Below are 20,900 nucleotides of genomic sequence, written 5' to 3'. Positions count from 1 at the left end.
CAAAATAGTAGGTACTTGTTGATTTGTCGGCAATGACACCAGCATGGTCGGCATGACACCAGTAACCATCATCGGCCTGGGCGCGATCGGCACTGCCGTGGCCAAGGCGTTCATCGCAGCGGGGCACCCGACGACCGTGTGGAACCGGACCGGGGCCAAGGCCGTCCCCCTGGAGGAACCGGGTGCGGTGCGCGCCACGACCATCCAGGAAGCAGTCTCCGCGAACTCGCTGATCATCGCCGTCTTGACCGGCTTCGAGGCGACCCGTGAGGCGCTCCAGCCGGCCACGGCCGAGCTGGCCGGCCGCACACTGATCACCTTGAACACCGGAACCCCGGTCGGCGCCCGCGAGACCGCAGCCTGGGCGGACGAACACGGTGCCGAGTTCCTGGCCGGCGCAGTCAAGAACGTGCCCGCAGCCGTCGGCCTGCCGGATACCTTGCTGTACTACAGCGGCGACAGAGCCATCTTCGACCGCCATGAGCAGACGCTGAAAGTGCTGGGCGGCGACACCGTCCACCTCGGCGGCGATCCCGATTTGGCCGCGCTCTACGAGCTCGCCGTCGGCGGCATGCTGTTGCCCGCTCTGCTCGGCTTCTTCCAGGGCGCGGCGCTGGTCACCTCGCGCGGGCTGGAGGCGAGCACGATGGTGCGCTACAGCCAGAAATGGCTGGAGATGATCGTTCAACTCCTGCCTTCGCTGGCCCACACCATCGACACCCGCGACTACAGTGACCCGCCGTCCGCTCTCGGCCTGTTCTACGAGGGCATCGCGCACGACCACGAGATCGGGCGTGAGGGCAACATCGACGTCTCCTGGCACGAGCCGATGCATGACCTGCTCAGGAGGGCGGTCGCGGAAGGGCGAGGCGACCAGAGCGTCGCCTCTCTGACGGAGCTCCTCAGGAAGCCCTGAGGAGGATGCCGGTTGATCACCGCGTTGCCTTGCGACCATCGCTTCGGAACGGGCACCAAGCCGACCCGGGAGCCTGCCACAGAGTGCGGCCGACCCGCTCCGCGTCCCGGTCACCGCGTGGCCGGGACACGCAGTTCCACGGGCCGCGCGGCCGCCTCACCGCGACGGCCTTCCACCCGGCGGCCTTCAGCGACGCCCGTCCTCGTCGGTCCGCGTGCAGACGATCACCGCGTGAACCCCGTCGTGCGCGCCGCCGAGTAGAGGTGCGAGCAGGCGTTCGGGTGCCGTTCCTGCAACGTCCGCCCGTTGTCGAACGGCCTCGCGACCGGAGGCCGACGACCACGACCCTTTACCAGGCTTTCGCCCTCGACCAGCGCCTCAGTCCGTGAGTCGATCTCGTCCACCATGGCGCCGATGAGAACTTGTGCCCGCGCGGCGCCTTCAGGTGCCGGTGCTCGCCGTCCACGAACGCGGACGCCTGGGCGAACGTCACCGGCACCGACCGGAGCTCTCACCCCGCGGCCGCCAACCACGCGAGGATCGCCGTGCCCGCACGCGGCTGCGCCGATGGTGCACGACAGCGGCCCCCGCCTCGGCCGCCACCTTCCCCACCACCAGCGCGGCATCGTCCAGGCCCTCACCGAGGTAGGCGAGCGTCACGTGCGGCTCGGCCACCGGCAGCCGGCCGGGGCCGCGATCTGGTCGGCGGCATCGACGTGGTGAGCGACACCATGGGCCGCAGCTCGTCCACACTCTGCGGCTCGGCATCTGCCCGGGTGGTTCGTCGTAGCCGCCGAGCAGGTCATCCCAATCCGCGCCCAGGGCGTCGGCCTTGACCGTCCCGCGCGGCATGCCGCACTTCAACCCGAGCGTCATGTGCGACGCGGCGCCGAACAGGACCGGGCTGAATTCGTATCCATGGATGCGGCGGACCTCCGCCTTGGTGTCCTTCCCCGGCAGGCGAGCCCTTCAGAAGCCGAAGGAGCGGCCGATGATCTCCTTCATGATCTCCGTGGTGCCGCCGTAGATCGTCTGGACGCGGCTGTCCAGCCACGCCTTCGCGACCGGGTACTCGGTCATGTAGCCGTACCCGCCGTGCAGTTGCAGGCAGCGGTCGATGACCTTGGTCTGCAGCTCGGTGGTCCACCACTTGGCCTTGGCGGCGTCGACGGCGGTGAGCTCGCCGCCGTTGAGCGCGCGGACGCACTTGTCGACGTAGTGACGGGCGATCTCCGTCTCGGTCGCCAGCTCGGCCAGGACGAACCGGGTGTTCTGGAACGACCCGATGGTGCGCCCGAAGGCCTGGCGGCTCCGGCAGTACGCGATGGTCTGCTCCAGCACGGTCTCGGCTGCCGCCACCGCCGCCACGGCGATCGACAGGCGCTCCTGGGGCAGGTTGTTCATGAGCTGGACGAAGCCCTCGCCCTCGGCAGGACCGAGCCGGTTGGCGACCGGCACCCGTACGTTGTCGAAGAACAGCTCGGCCGTGTCCTGCGCCTTCATGCCGATCTTGTCGAGGTTGCGCCCGCGGCCGAACCCCTCCATGCCCCGCTCCACGACGATGAGCGTGATGCCCCGCGCGCCCGCGGCGGGGTCGGTCTTCGCCACGACGACGACCAGGTCCGCGTTGACGCCGTTCGTGATGAAAGTCTTCTGGCCGTTGAGCACGTAGTGGTCGCCCTCGCGCACGGCGGTGGTCCTGATGCCCTGCAGGTCGCTGCCGGCGCCCGGCTCGGTCATGGCGATCGCCGTGATCAGCTCGCCGCTGACGAACCCGGGCAGCCACCGCTGCTTCTGCCCGTCGTCGGTCAGATCCACCAGGTACGGCGCCATGACGTCGTTGTGCAGCGAGAACCCGAGCCCGCTGGCGCCGTGCCGGATGATCTCCTCGACGACGACGGCGTTGCAGCGGAAGTCCGAGACCCCCGAGCCGCCGTGCTCCTCGGGCACCGAGAAGCCGAACATCCCCAGCTCGCCGGCCTTCTTCCAGACCTCGCGCGGGACGATGCCGTCCTTCTCCCACTGCGGGTGGTGGGGCACGACCTCGCGGGCCATGAACTCGCGCACGGACTCCCGGAAAAGGTCGTGCTCCTCGTCGAAGAGGTCTCGCTGCATCGGGCTCCTCCACCGCAGAATTCTATTCTGTTACCGACAGGTATACCCCTTTCGGCTCTGCCGCTACAGCTGCGGACACGGCTTCATCACAAGTGCCAGACGAAGTGCGTTTTCGCATACGTTGCAGGGGTTTTCGACCCTAAGATCTCCATCGGTCTGTCGTGGTTGATCGGAGTCTCCCGTGAATCGCTTGGGCAAGGCGTTGATCGCCGCATCGGTCGGGGCTGTGGCGACGTTAGGCATGGTGGTTCTTCCTCAGGTGCCCGCGTCGGCCGCGCCGGCCGACCTCATCATCCAGTACCAATGCAACGCGGTCGGCGATAACAGCATCGCCCGGAACGGCCCGGTCATGCTGACGACCAACCTCACCTTCGCCACGGACCTGTCGGTCGGCGGCCCGCTCAACCTCGAGTGGACGATGAACTACACCGGTGACCCCAGGCGACTCCTGTCGCCGGGCTACTTCCGGAGAGGCGGCCAGGTGCACGCCACCGGCCACGTCGACATCCGCGGGGACTGGACGGGCGTCCTCATGCCTCGGGGCGTCTCCGAGCCCGAGCGCAGGCTCCGCCCCGACTCCCCGCTCGGACTGCCGGAGATGATGAGCGACCCCGCTCTCACCAGCACGGCGGGGACCATCAGGCTCACGCCGAGGGACATCGACCTCGACTTCTTCCCGCCGGACGGTGAGGTGGTCTACAACGACGGTCCCGACGCGGACAATCCGAGCGGCATGGGGATCGTCTACAGCAACGACTGGACGTCGAAGGACGACCTGCCCACCTCTGAGAGGCACGTGCACAACGACCTGCACGAGACCACTGTGGAAGGTGCCTTCGCCGAGCTGACCTTCGTCGGCACCGGCGTGAAGTACATCGGGCCGACCGACAAAGACGCCAGCCCGGTGAACATCCACATCGACGACAGACTCGTCGCCACCGTCAACCCCTCGCGCAACGGCAACGACGTTCCGGTCAACCACGACATGGCCGGCGGCAAGACCCTGTGGGAGATTTCCGGGCTGGACTACGGCGAGCACAAGATCAAGATCGAGAAGGTCGGCGGTCCGGGCTACATGTGGCTGGACGCCTTCGAGGTGTCGACCACCACCCCCGAGGCCCCGACCGGCTTCCACGGTGCGAAGTGCAGCCCGGTCGGCGCCCCGCCGACGGTCCAGGTGACCATCGGGGAAGGCGCCGACCCGACGGACGACCCGACAGGCGACCCCACTGATCAGCCGACCGATCCCGACGACCCCGACGACCCGACGGATCCGGATGACCCGACGGACCCTGACGACGACCCGCCGGTCGACGACGGGAACTCGGATAACGGAGTGGACCACGTGGTGGTCATTCCGCAGACGTCCGGCACGGCCACCGCCACGGCCACGCCGACGACCGCCTCGCCGACCGCGACCAAGTACTACCGGGCGCAGGTGGCCAAGACGCCCAGTGGTGGTGTGGACACCGGTGTGGCGCCGGCCGAGCCGGAGCGGCCGTACGCGCTCATGGCCGGTGGGATGGCGCTGGTGATGGGGAGCGCGGGCGGCGGGCTGCTGCTACGGCGGCGCAGGGCCGAGCACGCGGGAGGAACGCTCTGATGACCGAGCAGAAGACCCCCATGCAGCGCGCGCTGCCCGGCCTGCTGATCGCGGGCTCGCTCGGCGGCGTCGGCATCGTCATGGTGAGCCTGCTGACGCTGGCACCCAAGGTGGACGACGGCTCGGCGCCGATCGCGGCGACGGCCCAGCCCGCGCCGACCACGGTCGGTGTGCAGAACGCGGGCGCGTTCGTCCTCGCGCCGACTGTCGGGCCGGGCGGCAAGGGCGCGCCGCTGACCCCGGCCCGCCTGGACGCGCCGCCTCCGCTCCCGGCGGTGCCGGTCGTCGCGCCGATCCCGCCGTCCAAGACCAAGGCGGCCAAGACGAGCAAGGCGGCCAAGGTCCGGCCGATCCGCATCAAGATCCCCAAGATCAAGGTGAACGCCCCCATCGGCGCGGTCACCATGGGCAAGGACGGCAAGCTCGGCACCCCGCCGCTGACCAAGCGCAACCAGGCCGGCTGGTACAACCTCTCACCGTTGCCCGGCGAGGCCGGCCCGGCGATCGTCAACGGCCACGTGAGCACCCGCCAGGGTCCCGCCGTCTTCGACCGCCTGCGCGAGCTGGCCAAGGGCGACCAGATCTACGTGTACCGGTCGGACGGCAAGGTCACCCGGTTCACGGTCAGCGGCATCGAGCAGGCCAGCAAGAACGCGTTCCCGACCAAGCGCGTGTACGGCGACGTCGACAGCGCCCAGCTCAGGGTGATCACGTGCGGCGGTGTCTTCAACCAGAAGGCGCACAGTTACACGGACAACATCGTTGTGTACGCAACGTTGTCAAAGAAGGCCGGCTGACGAGGAACTTGTGGCCGATTTGGACGTTTAGGTGAAGTTGACAGAGACAGTTCGTAAGATCTCAACCTAGCTGTGACCAACGGCTGGAAGTCTGGCACGACTGTTGACGATGCTTGGAAACGGAGTAGGACCCGTGCTTAAGTCCCAGGCGTGGCGCCGCCGCGCCCGCAAGACGTCCGCATTGGGATTGATGAGTACGCTCGTCGTCTTCGTTTGCTCCGTCTTCTTAACCGCCACCCCGGCGCAGGCCGCGACGTTGCGAGTGACCTACAACTGCACAGGCGGGGCTCTCGCCGACTCATCGGTGGCGGTGACCGTCAGCACGCCGACTTCGGTGGAGCCCAACGAGGCTGCGGAGATCAAGTGGACATTCGAGCCCATCACTACGAGCGCGGCTCTGACGGCCTCGACGCAGGTAACAGTCACCGGCGGTGACCTCGAAGTCGAAGGTGGGACGCCGGCGACGGTCGAAGGCAGAGGCACTGGCTCGGTGAACACGGCAGTCCAGTCCGGGCTGCCGTATACGCCGCCGGAGATGACAGAAACGGTCACCGTGACCGCCACCACAGGCGGCAACCTCGAACTCGCTCCGGTGACGACCGCGAGCACCACGCTGCTGACCATCGTGGTGGGCACCCAGACGACGAACTGCACCTATGTGTCTGCGAGTCCCACCAGCGTCTCAGTTCCCGTTCAGACGGGCAACGGAAACGGGAACGGCACCGGCACCGATCTCGTCCAGTACGAATGCGTCGGCCCTGGTGCGAGCGAGACCCAGGACGTCGAGATCAAGGTCACGCTGACCATGCCGACCTCCGCGAGGGTTGGCCAGCAGATGAGCATCAAGTGGAGGGGCACCTACACGCCGGGTAAGGAGCTGAAGGCGCCGACGACCACGGGCACGACGATCAGCCCGAGGATCTTTGCCTACGCGTCGTTGAGCGGGATCACGGGTCTGACCTCCGCCACTGGTGAGGGCGCAACGGGCACGATCACCGCGGGCGCGGCGATCCCGCTGCCGACGCAGGACATCGACCTCAAGACGACGGCCAACACGGCCGGCACGGCGACGGTTAAGCCCGCGGATGTGAATTTCGGCGCGAACAGCAGCACGGGGAACACGGGGACTACCCAGTCGGCGATCGAGTGCACCGTCCAGAACGACACCGAGCTCAAGACGTACACGCTGACGGTGGGCAACGGGACCGCTTCGCCGAGTCCTTCGCCGACGACGACGAGTCCGCGGCCGACGCGGACCGCTACCGCGACGGTGACCATCACGCCTTCGTCCACGACGACCACGCGCAGGTCGCAGACCCCCGTGGCCGGGGCGGACACCGGGGCCGGTGGGATGATGGGGCCGGACGGGCGGATGTTCATCCTGACCGGCACCGCGCTGATCACGGCCGCGGCCGTGGGCGGGCTGGTCATGCGACGACGTTCCATCAGGAGCTGATCGAGCGTGGCGGGCTACTATCCGTACGGCGGCGGCCCTCCTGTGCCGCCGCCGCCCGAGGAGCGGGCGAGCACGGCGCTGCGCACCGTGCTCATCGTGGCGGCCATCGCCGGCGTGGCCACGGTCGTGGCGGGCCTGTTGATCGTCCTCAGGTCGCCCGAGGAGTACGGCCTGGCCGCCAACCGCGACAGCCTGCAGGTGCAGGCGCAGCCGAAGCCGAGCGGCCAGCCGGAGCAGGCGTTGTTCCAGGCGGCCCCCGACGTGCCGCCGCCGCTGCCCGAGATCAAGCCGGCACCCGCGATGCTGCCCTCGACGCCCGTACGGCTCGTGGTCAAGCGGCTGGGCATCAACGCGCCGATCAAGTCGGTCGGGCTGGCCAAGAACGGCACGATCGAGGTGCCCCCGATCGACAACCACAACCTGGTCGGGTGGTACCGCAACATGTCGACCCCCGGAGAGGCGGGGCCGGCGGTGCTGCTCGGGCACAAGGACACGCGGACGCGCACCGCCGTGTTCGCCCGCCTGCCCGAGCTCAAGAACGGCGACATCATCGAGGTCAAGCGCCAGGACAAGACGACCGCGGTGTTCACGGTCGGCGGCGTGGAGCAGGCGAACAAGCAGACGTTCCCGACCCAGCGGGTGTACGGGCCGCAGGAGAACGCCCAGCTCCACCTCATCACCTGCGGCGGCACGTACAACCGGAACACCGGGCATTACACCGACAACGTCATCGTGTACGCGACGATGACGAGCTCCTATCGAAGTTGATCTGCGGAGGCGGGCATGGGCTGGATGGCGAAGCGGAGACTGCGTACTGGCCCCACGGCGGCGCTGCCCGCCAAACCGGCGCTCGACGAGCTGCTGAGCGTCATCCAGCTCGCCGATCCGAACGCCAGGCGTGAGGGCGACGACATCGTGGCCACCGACGTACGGGTGTGCGCGCCGGTCGAGGCCGACTCCGACCTGACGGGTGGCGTGCTGGAGAAGGTGTGGGCGGTGCGGGTGGCCGCCGAGGGGCCGCTGCCGCTCGACTACTTCGACCGGTATCTGGCGGAGGGGCTGGCGTTCCGGCTCGGCGGGCTCGCGGTGTGCCGGGGAGAGGTGAGCGACCCCGCCGACGAGGGTGAGGGCACCGGCCCGGCGGTGATCCTCCCGGTCCGCCCGTCCGCCGAGGAGCTGGCGCCCCTGCTGGAGCAGGACGAGGAGTTCACGTTCACGGCGGGTGACGTCCGGGCCGCGCTGGTGCCGCAGAAGGGGCAGCCGCCGGCCGTACAGGAGCTGCTGCCCTTCGCCACCGAGCTGACCGCGATCGAGCTGCGCGGTGAGGAGCCGGTGAAGCTGGGGGCGCTGGCGCTGGAGCTGGCCGAGTCGCTGAACGGCATCGCCGTCGACCGCTGGCGCTTCCGTATCGACGCCCCTGAGGACCTGGCGGCTCCGGCGAAGGAGAGCGCGGAAGAAGAGTCCGCGGAGGAAGAGACCGCGGAGGAAGCCGAATAAAGCCCAGGAAGCCCCAGAACGTCGTTCTGTTGTACTCTGCCCTTAGTAACCGAATAATGCTCGGTTTCCAGGAGGCACTGTGGCAGAGGCGTACATCGTCGGGGCGGTCCGCACGCCCGTCGGCAAGAAGAAGGGCGGCCTTTCCACCGTCCACCCCACTGACCTGGCCGCGCACACGCTGAAGGCGCTGATCGACCGCACCGGCGTCGACCCTGGCGCGGTCGAGGACGTCATCATGGGGTGCGTCATGCAGTTCGGCCCCCAGAGCATGGACATCGCCCGCAACGCCTGGTTGTCGGCGGGTCTGCCCGAGACCACGGCCGGGGTCACGATCGACCGGCAGTGCGGCTCCTCCCAGCAGTCGATCCACTTCGCCGCGCAGGGCGTCATGTCCGGCACGCAGGACCTCGTCGTGGCGGCGGGCGTCGAGTCGATGAGCATCGTGCCCATGGGCTCCTCCATCAAAGCGGCCCTCGACATGGGCATGCCGTTCCCGTTCGGTGAGAAGTGGGGCGAGCGGTACGGCAGGCAGGAGATCTCGCAGTTCCGCGGCGCGGAGCTGATGTGCGAGAAGTGGGGCTTCAAGCGCGACGTGCTGGAGCAGTTCGCGTTCGAGTCGCACCAGCGGGCGGCCAAGGCCATCGCCAACGGCTACTTCAAGGACCAGATCGCGCCGGTCAACGGCGTCGAGGACGACGAGGGCCCGCGGCCCGACTCGACGCTGGAGAAGATGGCCTCGCTGAAGACGCTGAAGGAGGGCGGGCAGATCACCGCCGCCACCTCCTCGCAGATCTCCGACGGCTCGGGCGCGCTGCTGATCGCCTCCGAGCAGGCCGTCAAGGACCACGGGCTCACGCCGCGCGCCCGCATCCGCCAGCTCGCGCTCATGGGCGACGACCCGGTCTACATGCTGACCGCGCCGATCCCCGCGACGCAGCTCGCGCTGAAGAAGGCCGGCATGTCGATCGACCAGATCGACGTGGTCGAGATCAACGAGGCGTTCGCGCCGGTGCCGCTGGCCTGGATGAAGGAGCTCGACGCCGACCCGGCCCGAATCAACCCGAACGGCGGCGCCATCGCCCTCGGCCACCCGCTGGGCGGCACGGGCGCGATCCTCATGACCAAGCTGCTGCACGAGCTGGAGCGCACGGGCGGCCGCTACGGCCTGCAGACGATGTGCGAGGGCGGCGGGCAGGCCAACGTCACCATCATCGAACGGCTGTGAGTGATGCGGGCGCCGCCTCCAGGCGTAAGGGGAGGCGGCGCCCGCGTTGACTACCCATCCAGGTAGTTGATCTAGCGCCCCTTGGGCGGGATGCGACGGGGCGGCGCGATGGGCCGCTGTGGCATCTTGGGCATCGGCCGGACCACCGGAAGCTGGGGCCGGGCCTTCTTGGATGAACGGGCTCGCATGAGGAAGCTCCTTTACGTAACTCACGACGCGGCTCGGCTCGGAGAAGCGCGAAGGCCGGTCGACAAGCTCAGTTGCCGCGTCTGGACTGGACGGACTGGACAGAGCTGAAGCCGAGGGCTGTGCAAGCCCCGCGAATTACAGGTAAAGGCGCATGTCCATGAGGCTACGCAGCCGTACCGGACCCGTGCAACCGAATTAACGGCGGTCCGCGGCGGCGATCACGGTGTCGAGGGCCGCGCGGGACTCGCTCAGGGCCGCCATCGCGCGGTCGATCCGCTCCCGCTCGGCACGCAGCTGCCCCAGCACGTCGGGGCAGGTCGGGGCCAGACGTTCGCCGTCGGTCTCCAGGCAGGGCAGCACGGTCGCGATGGTCGAGGTGCCGAGCCCGGCGGCGAGCAGGGTGCGGATGCGGCGGACGGCGTCGACGTGGGCCTCGGTGTAGACGCGATAACCGCTGGGCAGCCGCTCGGGCCGCAACAGCCCCTGCTCCTCGTAGTAGCGCAACAGCCGCTCGCTCACGCCGGTGCGCCGGACGAGCTCTCCGATCCGCATGTCACCACGCCCTTGACTCTCACATAGATGTGAGACTTTAGCGTACCCGCATGAAGAAAGGCATGGTGGTGCCGGCCGCGCTGATGGTGAGCGTGTTCGTGGTCGGCACGTCGGAATACCTGGTCGCGGGGCTGCTCCCGCAGTTGGCCGCAGACCTCGGGGTCTCGGTGGCGACGGCGGGTCAGGCCGTGACGGCGTACGCGCTGGGCGTGGTGGTCGGCGGGCCGCTGGTGACGATCGCGACCGTGCGGCTGCCGCGCAAGGGGCTCGCGCTGAGCCTGCTGGGGCTGTTCGCGGCGGGGAACGCGGTGTGCGCGGCGGCCGGGTCGTACGAGGTGCTGATCGTCGGGCGGGTGGTCGCCTCGCTCAGCCACGCGGCCTTCCTGACCCTGGCGCTGATGGTCACCGCGCGGGTGGTCCGGCCGGAGCGGGTGGGCACGGCCATCGCCGCCGTCGGCGCCGGTTTCTCCGTGGCGACGCTGCTCGGCGTGCCCGTGGGCGTGCTGCTGGGGGAGGACGCGGGCTGGCGGACGCCGTTCGCGGTGCTGGCCGGGCTCGCGGTGGCGGCGCTGGGGCTGCTCGCGGTGGTGCTCCCGCGCCAGGACGCGCCCGCCACGAGCGTCAGGGCCGAGGTGGCGACGGTGGTGCGGCGGCGGGTCCTCATCGTGATCGCCACCACGGCGGTCGGGCTGGCGGCCACCTCGACCGTGTTCACCTATCTCGCGCCCGCGCTCACGAGGATCACCGGATTCGGCCCCGCCGCGGTCTCCACGCTGCTGCTCGTCTACGGCGCGGGCAGCCTGGCCGGCGGTCTGGCGGCGGGGCGGCTGGCCGACCGCTCGCTCGCCGCCACCGTGCGCGGCACGTTCGCCGGCCTGGCCGTGGTGCTGGCGCTCTTCCCGTTCGCGGTGCCGTGGAAGGCGCCGGCCGTGCTCGTCGTGCTGGCGTTCGGGCTGCTGGCCTCGGCCACCACGCCGGTGTTGCAGAGCCTGCTGCTGCGGCAGGCCGGGCAGGCGCCCACGCTGGCGGTGTCGGTGAACGTGTGCGCGTTCAACATCGGCATCGCGTCCGGCTCGGCGCTCGGCGGCGGCCTGGTCGCCGCGGACGGCCTGCGCTGGCTCGGCCTCGCCGCCGCCGTCCTCAGCCTGGCCGCCCTCGCGATCAGCTACGCCGCGATCCCTCGCCGCGCGGTGCTCGCGGGCTGACCGGCCCGGCGCAGGGCGATCACGCGGGCCGCCGCCACCGCGACTCCCGCGAGCGCCGCGACGAGCAGCGTGATGGACAGCGGCGCGGGGAAGTACGTCATCTGCGCCCACGTGACCGTCCGGCCGTTCGTCAGGAATGACACCCAGTCGGGATACGTGGCCAGCACCACCGCGGGGATCAGCACCGGCACCAGCCGCACCGCCGCGCGCCAGCCCGGCCGCCCGGCCCGGCGGGCGGCCCAGCGCCGCGCCCGTGCCACGCCCAGGGCCCCCAGGCCGGCCGAGAGCAGCGCGATCCCGCCCAGCGCCGCCTCGAACAGCTGCCGGTCACCCCCCACCGGCTCGGGCGTCCGCCCCTCGCTGAGCGCCGTCAGCCCGAGCATGATGGCGTACGCGTCGTCGTACAGGGCGGCGCTGTTCGTCATGACGGCGAAGCCGTAGCCGGTCTCGGGGGAGATGGCCTGCGCTGCGGTGTAGGTGAACAGGTTGCCCGAATGCGTGAGCAGCCCGGTGTCCTCGTCCGTCCCCCACCCCATGCCGTACGGGCGCAGCGCGGTGGAGCGGTGCATGGTCTCCAGGCTCTCCCGCTTGACCAGCGGCCGGCCGCCGTCCGTCTGCGCGATCAGCCATTTGCCCATGTCGGCCGCGGTCGTGACGACGCCGCCCGAACCGGTGCCGTCGAGGAAGGCGGGCAGCTCGGCACGCGGCAGCCAGGCACCGTAGACAGAGTTGTACCCGTCGGCGACGGCGTCGGCGGAGACCGAGCTGGACGTCATGCCGAGCGGGCCGAACACCTTGTCGCGCAGATAATCCTCGAACGGCCGCCCGCTCGCCACCTCCACCAGGCGCGCGGCCAGGTCGTAGTTGACGTTGCAGTACTCCCAGCGGGTGCCGGGGTCGGCGGCGAGCCGGGAGTCCGCCAGACGGGCGGTGTAGTCGGCGAGCGAGGTGGCGCTCTCCGTGGCGCGGATGTCCACGGTGCGGTCCGACAGGCCGGAGGTCTGGTTGAGCAGCTGGCGCACGGTGATCCGGGCCGCCCGCGGGTCCGCCATCGCGAAGCCGGGAAGCTTCTCGGCCACCGGCTCGTCCAGCGCGATACGGCCGCGTTCGACGAGCGTCATGACGGCCATCGCGGTGAACGACTTGCTCACCGACGCCACCCGCATGGGGGTGTCGGCGGTGACCGGCCGCCCGTCGGAGTCGTGGCCGTACCCGGCGGCGTGCACGACCTCGCCGCCGTGCGTGACGACCACGGACAACCCCGGCAGCCCCGCGGCCTCCGCCGCCTCGCGCACGTAGGAGTCGAAGGTGGCGGACGCGGGCTGCAGCGTCAGCGCGGCGGACAAACCGAGCGCGAGGGACTTCAAGGATTTCTCCGTTCAAAGGGTGATAGGAGAAACCTAGGGATCCGTGGTGCCGCCGCGGATGAGCCGTCCGTAAGGTCACGACCCTGACGAAAGTCAGGCTTCGGGCAGCAGGCTCGGGAACGGCTTCTGCACCTGCTGGTAGATCACCGACGTGCGGAACCCGACGATCTCCTTGCGCTTGCTCAGCCGGTCGAGCAGGAACGCGTGCAGGTGGTCGAGGTCCTGCACGGCGACGTGCAGCAGGAAGTCGTCCCCGCCCGCCAGCACGAACACGCTGAGCACCTCCGGCATCTCGGCGGCCGACGCCTTGAACGCGTTGATCACCTCCCGGCTCAGCGGCCGCACCTGCACCGCGACCATGGCCTGCACGCCGCGGTTGAGCGCGGCCGGATCGATGTCGGCGTGGTAGCCGCGGATCACGCCGCGCCGGGTGAGCGCCCTGACCCGTTCGAGACACGTGGAGGGGGCGACGCCGAGCTGCCGGGCGAGCTCCCGGTTGGACTGCCGCGCATCTGTCTGGAGCAACCGCACGATCGCCGAATCAAGTTCGTCCATGACGCCAGCATGGCAGGCGATTCCGGTCAGATGTTCGGCGATCCACCATTCGATCGAACAGATGGACTAACTTCGCCGTCATGAGCGGACGTATGGGAACAGCGCACGGCGCGGCGCTGCTGGTGGGCGCGGTGCTGGGGCCGGGGATGCTGGTGCTGCCGCACCTCGCCGCCGACGCGGCGGGGCCGGCGTCCGTGCTGGCGTGGGCGGGCATGCTGGCACTGAGCGTCCCCGTCGCGCTGACGTTCGCCGCGCTCGGCGCGCGCTACCCGGGCGGCGGGGGAGTGGCCGCCGTGGTCGGGCTCGCGTTCGGCCGGCACGCCGCCGCCGTGGCCGGGTGGTGGTTCTTCGGCGCGGTGCCGATCGGCACTGTCGCCGGGGTGCTCGTGGGCGGCGCGTACGTCGAGGCCAGCCTCGGCGTGGACGCCACCCTGGCCGCCTGCCTGATCCTGGCGGCCGCGTTCGCCGCCAACACCGCCGGCCTGCGCACGTCCGGACGGCTGCAGATCGGCCTGGTCGCCCTGCTCGTCGCGCTGCTGGCCACCGCCGTCCTCACCGCCGCCCCGCACGCCGACGCCGCCCGCTTCACCCCCTTCGCCCCGTACGGCGCCGCGGGCGTGGCCGGGGCGGCCGGGGTGCTCATGTTCGCGTTCGTGGGCTGGGAGGCGGCCAGCCACCTTTCGGGCGAGTTCGCCGACCGGCGCAGGGGCCCGCTCCGCGCCACCGTGGTGACCCTCGTCGTGATCGGCCTGCTGTACGCGGGCGTCTCGGTCACCTCCGTCGGCGTGCTCGGCGCCGACATGCCGGACGTGCCGCTCACCGCCCTGCTGGAGATCGGCGTCGGTCCGGTGGCGCGGCCGGTGACCGGGGTGGTGGCGGTGCTGCTGACGTTCGGGGCGGTCAACACCTACCTGGCCGGGGCCGGGCGGCTCGGCGCGGCGCTGGCCCGCGACCGGGCCCTGCCGGGCTGGTTCGCGAAGGGCGGGGCGCCGGGGGAGACGCCGTACCGGAGCCTCGGGCTGCTCGCCGTGCTCTCCGTGCCCGTGCTGGTGGGGGGCGATGACCTCGACCTGCTCATGCGGGCGACCTCGGCGTGCCTGGCCGCGGTCACGACGGCGGGCGTGGCGGCGGCGACGCGGATGCTGCCCGCGGGCCGCCACCGGGTCACCGCCGTGGTGGGCACCGTGATGTCGCTCGTCGGGCTGGCGTTCTGCGGGTGCTACCTGGCGGTGCCCGCGGCACTGGCGGTCGTCGCGCTGCTTGTCCTCAAGGCCAACGCTCGCCGTTCCTACAAAATCGGGTTATAAACGGCGCAGGACGTCGTGACGCGGGCAGTACTCCTACCACAAGACGGCGCAACGTCGGGAGAGTGCCATGACCGAGCAGAAGACCGCGCAGGCCAGGACCGAGCTCAAGGCGGAGCAGGCCGGGTACGCGGAGTCCAGGGAAGTCGGCGAGCAGGCGCGCGAGAAGGAGTGGACACGCCCCAGTTTCGGCAGGCAACTGTTCCTCGGTGACTTCCGGCTCGACCTCGTGCACCCCGTCCCCGTCCTGTCCGCCGAGGCGGCGCAGCGGGGCGAGGAGTTCGTCCGGGCGCTACGCCGCTTCCTCGACGCGCACGTCGATCCCGTGCTCATCGAGCGCACCGCGCAGATCCCCGACGAGGTGGTGAAGGGCCTGGCGCAGCTGGGCGCGTTCGGGATCACCATCAAGGAGGAGTACGGCGGGCTCGGCCTGCCCTACCTGTACTACTGCCGCGCTCTCATGCTCGTCGGCTCCTACAGCCCCGCGCTGGCCACGCTGCTGTCGGCGCATCAGTCGATCGGCGTGCCGCAGCCGCTCAAGCTGTTCGGCTCCGAGGAGCAGAAGCGGGAGTTCCTGCCGAGGTGCGCGCGGGGCGAGATCTCGGCGTTCCTGCTGACCGAGCCCGACGTCGGCTCCGACCCTGCGCGGCTGGCCACCACCGCCGTCCGCGACGGCGACGACTACGTGCTCGACGGCGTCAAACTGTGGACGACGAACGGCGTCGTCGCCGACCTGCTGGTGGTCATGGCCAGGACCGGCAAGAAGATCAGCGCGTTCGTCGTCGAGGCCGACTCTCCCGGCATCACGGTCAGGCGGCGTAACGCGTTCATGGGCCTGCGCGGCATCGAGAACGGCGTCACCGAGTTCCACCAGGTCAGGGTCCCGGCCAGGAACCTCATCGGCAAGGAGGGCCAGGGCCTGAAGATCGCGCTGACCACGCTCAACACCGGCCGCCTGTCCCTGCCGGCCACGTGCGCGGGCAACGCCAAGTGGGCGCTGAAGATCGCCCGCGAGTGGGGCAACGAACGTGTCCAGTGGGGGCGCAAGGTCGGCCGGCACGAGGCCGTGGCCACGAAGATCGCGTTCATCGCGGCCACCGCGTACGCGCTGGAGGCCGTCATGGAGCTCACCGCCCGGCTGGCCGACGACCGGCGCAACGACATCAGGATCGAGGCCGCCCTGGCCAAGCTGTACGCCTCCGAGATGTCGTACCAGGCGCTGGACGAGCTGGTCCAGATGCGCGGCGGGCGCGGCTACGAGACCGCCGAGTCGCTCGCGGCGCGCGGCGAGCGCGGGGTGCCGGCCGAGCAGATGTTGCGCGACTCCCGCATCAACCGCATCTTCGAGGGCTCCTCGGAGATCATGCACCTGATGATCACCCGGGAGGCCGTGGACGCCCACCTGTCGGCCGCCGGCGAGCTGATCAACCCCGACGCCTCCCGCGCCGAACGCGCCCAGGCCCTGCGCCAGGCGAGCGCCTTCTACGCGAAGTGGCTGCCCACGCTCGTGGCCGGCACCGGGAACCTGCCCACCTCGTACGCCGACTTCGGCCCCCTCGCCGGTCACCTGCGGTTCGTGGAACGTACCAGCAGGAAGCTCGCCCGATCCACCTTCTACGGCATGTCCCGCTGGCAGGGCGCGCTGGAGCACAAGCAGTCGTTCCTCGGCCGGATCGTCGACATCGGGGCCGAGCTGTTCGCCATGACGGCCGTCTGCGTCAAGGCCGCGGAAGACTCCAAGGACCTCGGGCGCAGGCCGTACGAGCTGGCCGACACCTTCTGCCACCAGGCCAGACGGCGCGTGGACGGCCTGTTCGAGCGGCTCTGGGACAACAGCGACAGCCAGGACGTCCGCCTGGCCGGTTACGTGCTCGACGGCCGTTACACGTTCGTGGAGGAGGGCATCCTGGACCCGTCGATCGACGGCCCGTGGATCGGCGCGCCGGAGGGCGGGGAGAACGTCCGCCGTCAGATCATCTGACGCGCGGTCTAGACCGGTCGTGAGGATTCTTCACCCTTAGTGTTGCCAAACCGAGACGAGCCGGTATAGACCGCCTGCTGAATCCGGGCTTACGCTGACGCAAACGCGAGCGAGCCGTGTGTTCGCGCGCCCCCATCCCCCAGGGCGGGGCAGCCGGCTGGTACGGACCAGCGTCGCCCGCCCGACGAGAAGGCGGTATCTCCAGTGAACATGAAGCTTGTGGGCGGCGCCGCTCTCGGCCTTGCCACGATGCTGGTCCTGTCCAGCTGCGGCGGCTCGGGCGGCTCGGGAGGCGACACCCCGGCGGCAGGCGACGGCGCGGTCACGCTGAAGATGGTCGCCGCCGACTACGGCGACGGCCCCGGCAAGCCCAACTCGGGCGAGACGTTCTGGAAGGGCGTCGTCGACGAGTTCCAGGCCGCCAACCCCACCATCAAGGTCGACGTCCAGGTCATCAACTGGAACGACATCGACAAGCAGGTCGCCACCATGATCCAGAACGGTCAGGCGCCCGACATCCTGCAGACCGGCGACTACTCCGGCTTCGTCCAGGACGGCCTGCTCCACAAGGTCGACGAGGTCCTGTCGCCGAACGTCTCCGGCGACCTGCTGCAGAAGTTCGCCGACTTCGGCAAGGTCGACGGCACCGCGTACGGCATCCCGTTCGTCTCCTCGGCCCGCGCCCTGTTCTACAACAAGGACCTGTTCAGCAAGGCCGGCATCGCCGAGCCGCCGAAGACCTGGGACGAGCTCAAGGCCGCCGCGCAGAAGCTCAAGGACGCCGGCGTGACGCAGCCGTTCGGCCTGCCGCTGGGCCAGGAGGAGGCCCAGGCCGAGTCGTTCCTGTGGATGCTCGGCAACGGCGGCGGTTACCAGGACGCCTCCGGCAAGTGGGCGATCAACTCGCCGCAGAACGTCGAGACCTTCACGTACCTGAAGGGCCTGGTCGACGCCGGCCTGACCACCCCCAACCCGGGCACGAAGGACCGCAAGACGGTCTGGGAGGACTTCGGCGCGGGCAAGGTCGGCATGGTCAACGGCGGCCCCATGTCGATCCCGATCTTCGACGCGGCCGGCCTGAAGAACTACGGCATCGTGCCGATCCCCGGCAAGACCGGCCCGCTCGACACCACGCTCGGCGTCATGGACTGGATCATGGCGTTCAACCAGAACGGCCACGCCGCCGAGATCAAGAAGTTCTTCGACTTCTTCTACACCGGCGACGCCGCGCAGAAGATCTCCGACACCTACAAGCTCCTGCCCGTCACCAACGGCGGCATCGAGAAGCTGTCCGGCGACGAGAAGCTCAAGCCGTTCCTCGACGCGCTGCCCAACGCCAGCTTCTACCCGTTCCAGGACCCGGCGTGGCCCGCGGTGAGCCAGGCGGTCAAGCAGACCGTCGGCGGGGCCGTCGAGGACGACCCGGCCGCGGTCCTCGGTGAGCTGCAGAAGACCGCCGAATCGTCGGCGAGCTGATCCATCGGGACCCCGGTACGGCCGGCGCCATTCGTGGGCCGGCCGTACCGTCCCTCGAAAGGTGTCTGATGTGAGAAGGTTGCGCGCCCTCGAACCCCTCGCCTGGGTCGGGCCCGCCATCGTGCTGATCGCCGTGGTCGTGATCTGGCCCGTGATCGAGATGGTCAGGTCCTCGTTCCTGGAGATCAGCCGGTTCGGCGTGGTACGCGGGTGGGCCGGCTTCGCCAACTACGACGAGCTCTTCGCCCAGAAGGACTTCGCGGACATCATGCTCCGCAGCGTCATCTGGGTGGTCGCGGTCGTCGTGCTCACCGTGGTGATCTCGCTGGCCCTCGCCCAGCTGTTCAACCAGCGCTTCCCGCTGCGCAAGGTGGCCCGGTGGGCGCTCATCGCGCCGTGGGCCGCGTCCGTGCTGATGACGGCGATCATCTTCAAGTGGATGCTCGACCCCGAGGTCGGCGTGATCAACCAGATCCGGCTGAAGCTCGGGCTGATCGACGCGATGGGCGGAGCCGCGGCCGACCAGCTCGGCAACGCCTCCACCGCCATGCCGTGGCTGGTGTTCGTGGCCGTCTTCGTGTCGGTGCCCTTCACCACGTACGCGCTGCTGGCCGGTCTCGCGACGATCCCCGGCGACGTGTACGAGGCCGCCAGGATGGACGGCGCGGGCCGCTTCCGTACGTACTGGTCGATCACGCTGCCGCTGCTGCGCCCCGCGCTCACCGTGGCCGCCCTGATCAACATCATGAACGTCTTCAACAGCTTCCCGATCATCTGGGCGATGACCCACGGGCAGCCGGGCTACTCCACGGCCACGTCCACCATCTTCATGTACATCCTCAAAGGCTCCGACATCGGCGAATCGGCCGCCATGTCCGTCATCAACTTCGGCATGGTCATCGTGCTGACCGTGATCTTCCTCAGGGTGTCGCGGTGGAACAAGGAGGTCGCGTGATGGCCGTCGACACGATGCCGGCGAAGGCCCGGCCGCGACCCCAGGCCCGCCCCGACCGGGGGGCGCCGCGCCGGATGCCGAAGTTGAAGACCGTCGTCATCGCGGCCTCCGCGTACGTCATCGCGTTCCTCTTCCTGTTCCCGTACCTGGTCATGCTGCTGACCTCGCTGCGGTCGCAGGGGTCGCTGCGCGACGTGTCGTTCTGGCCCGACGAGTGGGTGTGGTCGAACTTCACCGGCTTCTGGACCAGCGGCCTGGCAGGCAACCTGTGGGTGACGATCAAGGTGGCCGCGGGCTCGACGGCGCTCGTGCTGCTCGTGGCGCTGCCGGCGGCGTACTACTCGGCCCGGCACCGCTTCCGCGGCCGCACGGCGTTCCTCATCCTCGTGCTGATCACCCAGATGTTCCAGCCCACCGCCATGGTGGTCGGCATCTACCGCGAGTTCTTCCAGTTCGGGCTGGTCGACTCGATCTGGTCGCTGATCCTCGTCAACGGCGGGTTCAACCTGGCGTTCGCGGTGTGGATCCTGAACGCGTACTTCTCCTCGATCCCGCGCGAGCTGGAGGAGGCCGCCTTCATCGACGGCAACGGCCGCTTCGGCGCGTTGTTCCGGATCACCCTGCCGCTGGCCATGCCGGGCGTCATCACCGCGCTCATCTTCACGTTCATCGCGGCGTGGAACGAGTTCGTGGTCGCCCTGACGCTCACCACGTCGACCGAGAACCAGCCGCTCCCGGTCGCGCTCAACTCGTTCATCGGGCAGTACCAGGTGGACTGGCAGAACCTGTTCGCCGGCTCGGTGATCGCCACCATCCCGGTGATCATCCTGTTCGCGCTGATCGAGCGGAAGGTCGTCAGCGGTCTGACCGCCGGCTCCATCAAGTAGGCCCGCCCCTTCCCGGGGCGGGCGGCTCAGCGCTGCTTGGGCACGCGCGCCACGCAGAACACCGTCTGCCCGAACGGCACCCGGAAGAAGCGCTCGATGAGCCGCGTCAGCGGCACCACCGTACGGTCGTAGATCTTGACCAGCCGCGGGTCGGGGTAGCCCACGCCGCCCCGGCGCACCGCCACCCACCAGGCCAGGCCGCCCAGGAAGTTGATCGGCTTGAGCACCTCGACGTCGAGCCCGGCCCTGGCCACCGTGGCGCGCAGCGTCTTCGGCGTGTAGCGCTGGACGTGGCCCACCTTGCGGTCGAAGTCGCCGTAGAGCTGCATGTAGCCGGGCACCCAGATGATGATGCGGCCGCCCGGCAGCGTGACCTTGGCCAGCGAGCGCAGCGCCTCGGCGTCGTCCTCGATGTGCTCCAGGACGTTCATCATGACGACCGTGTCGACCTTGTCCTTCAGCGGGATGTCGGTCGGCAGGCCGAACTGCAGCACGCTGATGTCGTCACGGTCGGCGAAGCGCTTCTCCAGCTGCTCGACGCAGTAGGGGTCGAAGTCGCTGACGACGAGCCGGTCGAGCCGCGGCAGGAACTGCTCGGCGAAGTGGCCGAGCCCCGAGCCGATCTCCAGCAACGAACGGCCGACGTGCGGGGCGACCATGTCGAACTCGTACTGCCGGTAGTTCCTGGCCTCATCCCCACCCAGGTGGTTCTCCAGGGCCTCGTCACCGGCCGCCGGTTGCACTACACGGTCATACCCAGAAGACATAATCCCGTTCCTTCGAAGGCCTGGCGGATTGCCCGAGTCTAATGCCCCGGGCA

At 69.6% G+C, this 20,900-nt stretch carries 20 protein-coding genes; 14 read left to right on the top strand and 6 right to left on the bottom strand.

From position 1 onward, the window contains the following. Positions 1-52 precede the first annotated feature (52 nt). The gene (locus ACIBP6_RS38385; protein WP_397059024.1) at positions 53-916 is read left to right on the top strand and encodes an NAD(P)-dependent oxidoreductase; all 864 of its coding nucleotides are present in this window, start codon (positions 53-55) and stop codon (positions 914-916) included. 224 nt (positions 917-1,140) lie between these two features. Here ACIBP6_RS38385 and ACIBP6_RS38380 read toward each other — a convergent pair whose 3' ends face one another. Further along, complete coding sequence (locus ACIBP6_RS38380) at positions 1,141-1,323, bottom strand: hypothetical protein (RefSeq protein WP_397059022.1); 183 nt, start codon at positions 1,321-1,323, stop codon at positions 1,141-1,143. 160 nt (positions 1,324-1,483) lie between these two features. On the opposite strand from ACIBP6_RS38380, the gene ACIBP6_RS38375 reads away from it, so the two are divergent. After that, positions 1,484-1,639 (top strand): hypothetical protein, encoded by a 156-nt coding sequence (locus tag ACIBP6_RS38375; RefSeq protein ID WP_397059020.1) that lies wholly within the window; start codon positions 1,484-1,486, stop codon positions 1,637-1,639. 246 nt (positions 1,640-1,885) lie between these two features. On the opposite strand, the gene ACIBP6_RS38370 is transcribed toward ACIBP6_RS38375, so the two are convergent. Next, entirely contained in the window at positions 1,886-3,031 is a 1,146-nt protein-coding gene (locus ACIBP6_RS38370) for an acyl-CoA dehydrogenase family protein (protein WP_397059018.1), read from the bottom strand. 241 nt (positions 3,032-3,272) lie between these two features. On the opposite strand from ACIBP6_RS38370, the gene ACIBP6_RS38365 reads away from it, so the two are divergent. The 6 genes from ACIBP6_RS38365 to ACIBP6_RS38340 all read left to right on the top strand — a co-directional run bounded on the left by ACIBP6_RS38365 (position 3,273) and on the right by ACIBP6_RS38340 (position 9,609). Then, on the top strand, positions 3,273-4,634 hold the full coding sequence (locus ACIBP6_RS38365) for a hypothetical protein (RefSeq protein WP_397059016.1): 1,362 nt from the start codon (positions 3,273-3,275) through the stop codon (positions 4,632-4,634). Further along, entirely contained in the window at positions 4,634-5,431 is a 798-nt protein-coding gene (locus ACIBP6_RS38360; RefSeq protein ID WP_397059014.1) for a class F sortase, read from the top strand. The genes ACIBP6_RS38365 and ACIBP6_RS38360 overlap by 1 nt, the downstream gene beginning before the upstream one ends. A 133-nt stretch (positions 5,432-5,564) precedes the next feature. Then, positions 5,565-6,887 (top strand): hypothetical protein, encoded by a 1,323-nt coding sequence (locus ACIBP6_RS38355; protein WP_397059012.1) that lies wholly within the window; start codon positions 5,565-5,567, stop codon positions 6,885-6,887. 6 nt (positions 6,888-6,893) lie between these two features. Then, on the top strand, positions 6,894-7,655 hold the full coding sequence (locus tag ACIBP6_RS38350) for a class F sortase (protein WP_397059010.1): 762 nt from the start codon (positions 6,894-6,896) through the stop codon (positions 7,653-7,655). A 24-nt stretch (positions 7,656-7,679) separates the two neighbouring features. Next, entirely contained in the window at positions 7,680-8,384 is a 705-nt protein-coding gene (locus tag ACIBP6_RS38345; protein WP_397059008.1) for a hypothetical protein, read from the top strand. Between the two features lie 79 nt (positions 8,385-8,463). Continuing rightward, complete coding sequence (locus ACIBP6_RS38340) at positions 8,464-9,609, top strand: acetyl-CoA C-acetyltransferase (protein WP_397059006.1); 1,146 nt, start codon at positions 8,464-8,466, stop codon at positions 9,607-9,609. Positions 9,610-9,993: 384 nt separating this feature from the next. Here ACIBP6_RS38340 and ACIBP6_RS38335 read toward each other — a convergent pair whose 3' ends face one another. Beyond that, positions 9,994-10,350: a MerR family transcriptional regulator gene (locus ACIBP6_RS38335; protein WP_397059004.1), complete on the bottom strand. Its 357-nt coding sequence runs from the start codon at positions 10,348-10,350 to the stop codon at positions 9,994-9,996. A gap of 50 nt (positions 10,351-10,400) precedes the next feature. Here ACIBP6_RS38335 and ACIBP6_RS38330 point away from each other — a divergent pair, with 50 nt between their 5' ends. Further along, positions 10,401-11,555: an MFS transporter gene (locus ACIBP6_RS38330; RefSeq protein WP_397059002.1), complete on the top strand. Its 1,155-nt coding sequence runs from the start codon at positions 10,401-10,403 to the stop codon at positions 11,553-11,555. On the opposite strand, the gene ACIBP6_RS38325 is transcribed toward ACIBP6_RS38330, so the two are convergent. Both ACIBP6_RS38325 and ACIBP6_RS38320 read right to left on the bottom strand, forming a co-directional pair. After that, complete coding sequence (locus tag ACIBP6_RS38325) at positions 11,516-12,922, bottom strand: serine hydrolase domain-containing protein (RefSeq protein WP_397059000.1); 1,407 nt, start codon at positions 12,920-12,922, stop codon at positions 11,516-11,518. The genes ACIBP6_RS38330 and ACIBP6_RS38325 overlap by 40 nt on opposite strands. Positions 12,923-13,015: 93 nt before the next feature. Next, positions 13,016-13,477, bottom strand: a complete 462-nt coding sequence (locus tag ACIBP6_RS38320; protein ID WP_397058998.1) for an Lrp/AsnC family transcriptional regulator — start codon at positions 13,475-13,477, stop codon at positions 13,016-13,018. A 47-nt stretch (positions 13,478-13,524) separates the two neighbouring features. On the opposite strand from ACIBP6_RS38320, the gene ACIBP6_RS38315 reads away from it, so the two are divergent. The 5 genes from ACIBP6_RS38315 (at position 13,525) to ACIBP6_RS38295 (ending at position 20,080) form a co-directional block, all read left to right on the top strand. After that, the gene (locus ACIBP6_RS38315; RefSeq protein ID WP_397060259.1) at positions 13,525-14,784 is read left to right on the top strand and encodes an APC family permease; all 1,260 of its coding nucleotides are present in this window, start codon (positions 13,525-13,527) and stop codon (positions 14,782-14,784) included. Between the two features lie 67 nt (positions 14,785-14,851). Continuing rightward, complete coding sequence (locus ACIBP6_RS38310) at positions 14,852-16,762, top strand: acyl-CoA dehydrogenase family protein (RefSeq protein WP_132613610.1); 1,911 nt, start codon at positions 14,852-14,854, stop codon at positions 16,760-16,762. A gap of 210 nt (positions 16,763-16,972) precedes the next feature. Continuing rightward, positions 16,973-18,238 (top strand): extracellular solute-binding protein, encoded by a 1,266-nt coding sequence (locus tag ACIBP6_RS38305; RefSeq protein WP_397058996.1) that lies wholly within the window; start codon positions 16,973-16,975, stop codon positions 18,236-18,238. Positions 18,239-18,308: 70 nt separating this feature from the next. Continuing rightward, entirely contained in the window at positions 18,309-19,193 is an 885-nt protein-coding gene (locus ACIBP6_RS38300; protein WP_397058994.1) for a carbohydrate ABC transporter permease, read from the top strand. After that, the gene (locus tag ACIBP6_RS38295) at positions 19,193-20,080 is read left to right on the top strand and encodes a carbohydrate ABC transporter permease (protein WP_246074923.1); all 888 of its coding nucleotides are present in this window, start codon (positions 19,193-19,195) and stop codon (positions 20,078-20,080) included. The genes ACIBP6_RS38300 and ACIBP6_RS38295 overlap by 1 nt, the downstream gene beginning before the upstream one ends. Before the next feature lie 26 nt (positions 20,081-20,106). Here the strand turns inward: ACIBP6_RS38295 and ACIBP6_RS38290 are convergent, their stop codons facing one another. After that, the gene (locus ACIBP6_RS38290) at positions 20,107-20,847 is read right to left on the bottom strand and encodes a class I SAM-dependent methyltransferase (RefSeq protein ID WP_397058992.1); all 741 of its coding nucleotides are present in this window, start codon (positions 20,845-20,847) and stop codon (positions 20,107-20,109) included. Between the last annotated feature and the right edge of the window lie 53 nt (positions 20,848-20,900).

This window comes from Nonomuraea terrae, from assembly GCF_044465245.1.
Lineage (GTDB): Bacteria > Actinomycetota > Actinomycetes > Streptosporangiales > Streptosporangiaceae > Nonomuraea > Nonomuraea terrae.
Note: the sequence above shows the minus strand (reverse complement) of the source record. Positions and strands in the feature narration are given on the sequence as shown.